6 protein-coding genes are annotated in these 6,961 nt (G+C 33.5%); 1 reads left to right on the top strand and 5 read right to left on the bottom strand.

The annotated features are described in order from the left end of the window. Positions 1-126 precede the first annotated feature (126 nt). On the bottom strand, positions 127-1,419 hold the full coding sequence (gene eno, locus ACM55I_RS10050) for a phosphopyruvate hydratase (RefSeq protein ID WP_039110212.1): 1,293 nt from the start codon (positions 1,417-1,419) through the stop codon (positions 127-129). 398 nt (positions 1,420-1,817) lie between these two features. On the opposite strand from eno, the gene ACM55I_RS10045 reads away from it, so the two are divergent. After that, positions 1,818-3,155 carry an erythromycin esterase family protein gene (locus ACM55I_RS10045; protein WP_416846628.1) on the top strand — a complete coding sequence of 446 codons (1,338 nt, stop codon included), beginning with the start codon at positions 1,818-1,820 and terminating at the stop codon, positions 3,153-3,155. Between the two features lie 91 nt (positions 3,156-3,246). On the opposite strand, the gene carA is transcribed toward ACM55I_RS10045, so the two are convergent. The 4 genes from carA to rpsD all read right to left on the bottom strand — a co-directional run bounded on the left by carA (position 3,247) and on the right by rpsD (position 6,956). Beyond that, positions 3,247-4,347 carry a glutamine-hydrolyzing carbamoyl-phosphate synthase small subunit gene (carA, locus tag ACM55I_RS10040; protein WP_416846627.1) on the bottom strand — a complete coding sequence of 367 codons (1,101 nt, stop codon included), beginning with the start codon at positions 4,345-4,347 and terminating at the stop codon, positions 3,247-3,249. Positions 4,348-4,811: 464 nt separating this feature from the next. Further along, on the bottom strand, positions 4,812-5,300 hold the full coding sequence (gene rplQ / locus ACM55I_RS10035) for a 50S ribosomal protein L17 (RefSeq protein WP_035668085.1): 489 nt from the start codon (positions 5,298-5,300) through the stop codon (positions 4,812-4,814). A 36-nt stretch (positions 5,301-5,336) separates the two neighbouring features. Continuing rightward, on the bottom strand, positions 5,337-6,329 hold the full coding sequence (locus ACM55I_RS10030) for a DNA-directed RNA polymerase subunit alpha (RefSeq protein ID WP_039110214.1): 993 nt from the start codon (positions 6,327-6,329) through the stop codon (positions 5,337-5,339). 21 nt (positions 6,330-6,350) lie between these two features. Further along, positions 6,351-6,956 carry a 30S ribosomal protein S4 gene (gene rpsD, locus ACM55I_RS10025; protein ID WP_039110215.1) on the bottom strand — a complete coding sequence of 202 codons (606 nt, stop codon included), beginning with the start codon at positions 6,954-6,956 and terminating at the stop codon, positions 6,351-6,353. Positions 6,957-6,961 lie beyond the last annotated feature (5 nt).

Genomic DNA, 6,961 nt, shown 5'->3' with positions numbered 1-6,961 from the left:
ATAATTAAAATGAGAACCTATAAAACAAAAAACAGTAGTAAACCGGAGCTTACTACTGTTTAAAAATTGTACTTTTATTTTTTATTAATCCTGTATCGTTTTTTCAGGACTAGACAATATTCTGAATTATTTTATTTTGAAAGCATTTAAACCAGGAAAATAAGCAGTGTTTCCTAATTCTTCCTCAATTCTTAATAATTGGTTGTATTTAGCCATACGATCGGAACGAGAAGCTGAACCTGTTTTAATTTGACCACAATTTAAAGCTACCGCTAAATCTGCAATTGTATTGTCTTCTGTCTCTCCTGAACGGTGTGACATTACTGAAGTATACCCTGCATTTTTAGCCATGTTAACTGCTGCAATAGTCTCAGTCAAAGTTCCAATTTGATTTACTTTTACAAGAATAGAATTAGCAATTCCTTTTTCAATACCAGTTGACAAACGCTCCACATTTGTAACGAATAAATCATCCCCAACTAATTGTACTTTATCCCCAATTTTATCCGTAAGCAATTTCCATCCATCCCAGTCATTCTCATCCATTCCATCTTCGATAGAAATAATTGGATATTTAGAAACTAGTTCAGCTAAATAATCTACTTGTTCAGCAGAAGATCTAATCTTACCGGTTTCTCCTTCAAATTTAGAATAATCGTATTTACCATTTACATAAAACTCCGCAGAAGCGCAATCTAAAGCAATCATGATTTCATCTCCAAAAGTATAACCTGCAGTTTCAACTGCTTTTTTAATCGTATCTAAAGCATCTTCAGTTCCTCCAGGAAGATTTGGTGCAAAACCACCTTCATCACCTACTGCAGTTGAAAGACCTCTATCGTGTAAAACTTTTTTCAAACTATGAAAAATTTCAGTTCCCATTTGCATTGCATGTGAAAAAGATGTTGCTTTCACTGGGAAAATCATAAATTCTTGAAATGCGATAGGCGCATCAGAATGTGAACCTCCATTGATGATATTCATCATTGGAACAGGCAATGTATTCGCAGAAACACCACCTACGTATCTGTATAAAGGCAAACCTAATTCATTAGCAGCAGCTTTTGCTACAGCAAGAGAAACACCTAAAATTGCATTTGCCCCTAAGTTAGATTTATTTGGAGTACCATCTAAATCAATCATCATTTGATCAATAACATTTTGTTCGAAAACTGAAACTCCTACAAGTTCTTCAGAAATAATGGTATTAACATTTTTCACAGCATTCAAAACTCCTTTTCCAAGAAAAGCTTTTCCTCCATCACGTAATTCAACTGCTTCATGTTCTCCAGTTGAAGCTCCAGATGGTACAGCAGCTCTTCCTAAAACACCATTGTCTGTAATTACATCTACTTCAATTGTAGGATTTCCTCTTGAATCAAAAATTTGTCTTGCGTGAATTTTGATAATTATACTCATAATACTAAAATTTAAATTTTAAAATACAAATATATTCTATCTTTTGTAATCATTTTATGAAAATAATGAATCTTATTAACGAAAACGTTATAATTTTTTCACAAACAAAACATTTAAGCTATTTTAAGAATTTATTTTTACATTATCTGTTATTTTTTTTCATTCCATTAAAATACAAACAACCAAATCTACATCACTTTGACCAAAATTAGCAATGCTAATTTTAAACTAAAATAAATTAATTTTAACGAATAAATTAATCAAAAATACCTCATTATCAACAATATAACCTAACTTTATATTCATTTAAAAAAAAGCAACAAACACTCTTCATATCGAAAAATTTTTAATTAAAAACTTTGACAATTCAATCAATAAATTAAAAAAATAAAAATGTAATGGAAACTTTAAAAAACCGTAACAATTTAATCAATTCTAGTGAAATTGTAGAGTTATTGAACAAAACATCTTCTCCATTAGAAAATACGACAGATTTAGATCCATTAATCGATTCTATCGGAGACGCTAAATATGTCCTTTTGGGCGAAGCCTCACATGGAACACACGAATATTATACCTGGAGAGCTAAAATCACACAACGACTAATAAAAGAAAAAGGATTTTCATTTGTAGGAGTCGAAGGCGATTGGCCCGATTGCTATCGTGTGAATCGGTATGCAAAAGGATATTTAGATTCGGGAAAAGACATCTACAGTGTCATGAATGAATTTAAAAGATGGCCTACATGGATGTGGGCAAATTGGGAAACTGCAGCATTCATAGATTGGCTCAAGATTTATAACGAAGATCTATCCGCTGATAAGAGAATAGGATTTTATGGTCTGGATGTCTACAGCTTTAGGGAATCCATGAACTCCATCATTCTCTATTTAGAAAAGAATGACCCTAAAGCACTAGCAGTTGCAAAAACAGCCATGAAATGCTTTGAGCCTTACAACAGAGATGAAGGCCAAACTTACGCCAGAGCCTCTTCATTCGTACCGGAATTATGTGAAAAGGAAATCCTGCAACTACTGACGGAAATAATAAAAAATGTTCCCAACTACAATCATGATCCGGAAAATGTTTTAAGCACGGAACAAAACGCATTCATTGCCAGAAATGCCGAAAATTATTATCGCGCTATGATAAAAAGAGGCTCCGCATCTTGGAATATTAGGGACGAGCACATGGTTTCCACTATAGAACGGCTTATGAAATTCCATGGAAAAGAAGCGAAAATAATAGTTTGGGAACACAATACCCACATAGGCGATGCACGTGCTACTGAAATGTCCTCCGAGGGCATGGTAAATGTGGGTCAGTTAGTACGAGAACAACATTTGAGTGATGGAGTTGTCGCCGTAGGATTTGGATCTTATAAAGGAAGTGTGGTTGCCGGAAGAGAATGGGGCGATTCAATGCGAAAAATAAAAGTTCCGGAAGCTGTTGCAGGAAGTTGGGAACATGCTTTTCATCTTGCAGGTGACGGAAAAAATAAATTAGTATTACTGAATAAAATAAAAAACGAAAAATGCCTTTCTTCTTATATTGGACATCGTGCCATCGGAGTAGTTTATAATCCAGAGCATGAAAGATTCGGAAATTATGTTCCTACAATACTACCAGAAAGATACGATGCCTTCATTTTTCTCGACGAAACAAGCGCATTACATCCGATACATATTCAACCGGATGGACACGAAATTCCTGAAACCTACCCTTTCGGCATGTAAGTTTACATCATTCAACAAAAAAAGGGTTTGACTTAATTAAAAGTCAAACCCTTTTTAAAACCTCAAAGCTATATGGAATGCTATTCCAATTTTAGCCTTTTATGTTTTGTATAAATTGATCAAATAAATAAGAAGAATCATGTGGCCCAGGACTTGCTTCTGGGTGGTATTGAACGGAGAAACAATTTTTGTTTTTCATACGCATGCCTGCAACTGTTCCATCGTTTAAGTGAAGATGTGTGATTTCCAAGTCAGGATGATTATCCAGTTCTTCTTTATTTACGGCAAATCCATGATTTTGAGAAGTAATTTCTCCTTTTCCAGTAATGATATTTTTAACAGGATGGTTTATTCCTCTGTGACCGTTAAACATTTTATAAGTTGAAATTCCGTTTGCCAAACCAATTACTTGATGCCCGAGACAGATTCCGAATAAAGGTTTATCGTTTTCAAGAATTTCTTTTGCAACTTGAATAGCTCCAGAAAGAGGTTCTGGATCACCAGGTCCATTAGATAAAAAATAGCCATCTGGATTAAATGCAACTAGATCTTGGTAAGATGAATCAAAAGGGAATACTTTGATGTAGCAATCTCTTTTAGCAAGGTTACGAAGGATGTTCGTTTTAATTCCTAAGTCAAGTGCAGAAATTTTATAGGTTGCATTCTCATTACCAAAAAAGTAAGGCTCTTTAGTAGAAACTTTAGAAGCTAATTCTAAGCCTTTCATGTCTGGCACTTTTGCCAATGCGATTTTTAGTTCTTCGATTGGTGTTTCGTCTGTACAAATTACAGCATTCATAGCACCATTGTCACGTATGTAGCTTACCAGAGCACGTGTATCAACATCAGAGATACAGATAAGGTTTTGTTTAATAAAATAGTCTTCTAAACTCCCTGAAGCACCTTCGCGAGAATAATTGAAGCTAAAGTTTTTACAAACTAAACCAGCAATTTTAATACTTTTTGATTCAACTTCTGAATCGTTTACTCCATAGTTCCCAATATGGGCATTAGTGGCTACCATTAATTGACCAAAATAAGAAGGGTCCGTAAATATTTCTTGGTAACCTGTCATTCCTGTGTTAAAACAAACTTCCCCAAAAGTAGTTCCACTTATTCCAATAGATTTACCATGGAATATGGTTCCGTCACTTAATAGAAGAATTGCTTTTTGTCGTGTTGTATATTTCATTCTTTGGTTTCTATTATTTTTTTAATAGTCTCATGTAACTCGAAAAAACTCGTTTCATGTGTAGTTAAATATTGTGCAAATTTAATTCTTTAAAACAATGGATGCAATGTTTTTTAAAATTTATATTTTAAAACATAAAGCACCCATTATATCTAAAAAAATATAGCTTTTGAACTCTCGAACATATCTTTTTGAAACTTCCTATAAAACAAACGTTCAAAATTAGCCCTGATTACCTCACTTCTTCTATTTTTTATAGGAATTTAGTGAACTTCGTTTAAAGCGGCATCCTTTTTCTTGTTATTCGAACGAAGAAAGAAAACAAGAAAAAGATGTAGCAAAAAGCAGGTCAAAAGTCCCTCTAAACATATAATGTTGTACTCTTGAAATTAAAAAAAATCAAAAAAAAAGGATAAACTAGTATTAGCTTATCCTTGATTTTTATAGAATGATTATTTTCATAATTATTCAGCAGTGTCTGTAGTAGTTTCAGTTTCAGCAACTGGGGCTTCAGTAGCTTCATCAGCTTTCTTAGCTTTACCACCACGACGGCTTTTTGCTTTTTTAACTTCTTTTTTACCGCCATTATAAAGTTCATTGAAATCTACTAATTCGATCATTGCCATATCAGCATTATCTCCTAAACGATTTCCAACTTTAATGATACGAGTGTATCCACCTGGACGGTCTCCTACTTTAGCAGCTACGTCTCTGAACAAGTCAGTTACCGCATATTTGCTGCGTAAGTAAGCAAAAACGATACGACGATTGTGAGTCGTATCTTCTTTTGATTTTGTTATTAAAGGCTCAACAAATTGTTTAAGCGCTTTTGCTTTAGCAACAGTAGTGTTAATACGTTTGTGCTCGATAAGAGAACAAGCCATATTAGCTAACATAGATTTTCTATGCGCAGTCTGTCTGCTTAAGTGATTGAATTTTTTTCCGTGTCTCATTGCTTTATGAAATTTAATCCGCCAAGGCGGATTAGATTATTCTTTATCTAGTTTGTATTTTGCTAAATCCATACCGAAGTTTAAATTTTTAACTGCAACAAGCTCATCAAGTTCAGTTAAAGATTTTTTACCAAAATTACGGAATTTCATTAGGTCATTTTTATTGAACGATACTAAATCACCAAGTGTATCAACTTCAGCCGCTTTCAAACAATTTAATGCTCTAACAGAAAGATCCATATCAACAAGCTTAGTTTTTAGCAATTGTCTCATATGTAATGACTCTTCATCATAAGATTCTGTTTGTGCAATTTCGTCAGCCTCGAGTGTAATTCTTTCGTCAGAGAACAACATGAAATGGTGAATTAAAACTTTTGCAGCTTCAGTAAGAGCATCTTTTGGATTGATTGAACCATCAGTTTTTATCTCAAAAACTAATTTTTCGTAATCTGTTTTTTGCTCTACACGGAAGTTTTCAATCGCATATTTTACATTTTTTACCGGAGTAAAAATTGAATCTGTAAAAATAGTTCCAATTGCAGCATTCTGTTTTTTGTTCTCTTCAGCAGGAACATATCCTCTACCTTTTTCGATAGTTAAATCGAAATTAAGTTTGATTTTACTATCTAAATTACAGATAACTAGTTCTGGATTCAAAACTTGAAAACCTGAAATAAATTTTTGAAAATCACCAGCTGTTAATTGATCTTTACCTGAAACAGAAATAGTAACTGATTCATTATCTATATCTTCAATTTGACGTTTGAAACGTACTTGTTTAAGATTAAGAATAATTTCGGTAACGTCCTCAACAACTCCTGAAATAGTAGAAAACTCATGATCTACACCTTCAATGCGAACAGATGTAATTGCATAACCTTCTAATGCTGAAAGCAAAACTCTTCTAAGTGCATTACCAACAGTCAATCCGTAACCAGGTTCTAAAGGTCTAAATTCAAATTTGCCTTCAAAATCGGTTGAATCGATCATGATAACTTTATCGGGCTTCTGAAAATTAAATATTGCCATAAATTTCGACTAAGTCAATTATTATTTGTTGTACAACTCTACGATTAATTGTTCTTTGATGTTTTCTGGAATTTGAAGTCTAGCAGGAACAGTAACAAAAGTACCTGATTTAGTTTCATTATTCCAAGTAATCCATTCATAAACATGACTTGAATTTGATAAAGAACGTTCGATAGCTTCTAATGATTTAGATTTTTCACGAACTCCAACTACATCACCTGGTTTCAAGTGGTAAGAAGGAATATTTACATTTTCTCCGTTTACAGTAACATGTCTGTGTGAAACGATTTGACGAGCACCACGTCTAGAAGGAGCAATACCCATTCTAAAAACAACGTTATCTAATCTTGCTTCACACAATTGCAAAAGAACTTCACCAGTAACACCTTTAGTTGCTGATGCTTTTTCGAATAAGTTTCTGAATTGTTTTTCTAATATTCCGTAAGAATATTTAGCTTTTTGCTTTTCCATTAACTGGACAGCATATTCAGATTTTTTTCCTCTTTTTTTAGCCATCCCGTGTTGTCCAGGTGGGTAATTTCTTTTTTCGAAAGCTTTATCGTCTCCGAAAATTGCCTCGCCAAATTTACGAGCGATTTTGGTTTTTGGACCAGTATATCTTGCCATTTTAA

This window comes from Flavobacterium algoris (genome assembly GCF_048158525.1).
GTDB classification, from domain to species: domain Bacteria; phylum Bacteroidota; class Bacteroidia; order Flavobacteriales; family Flavobacteriaceae; genus Flavobacterium; species Flavobacterium algoris.
The sequence above is the reverse complement of the archived record's forward strand: the minus strand, read 5'-3'. Positions and strand labels throughout refer to the sequence as shown.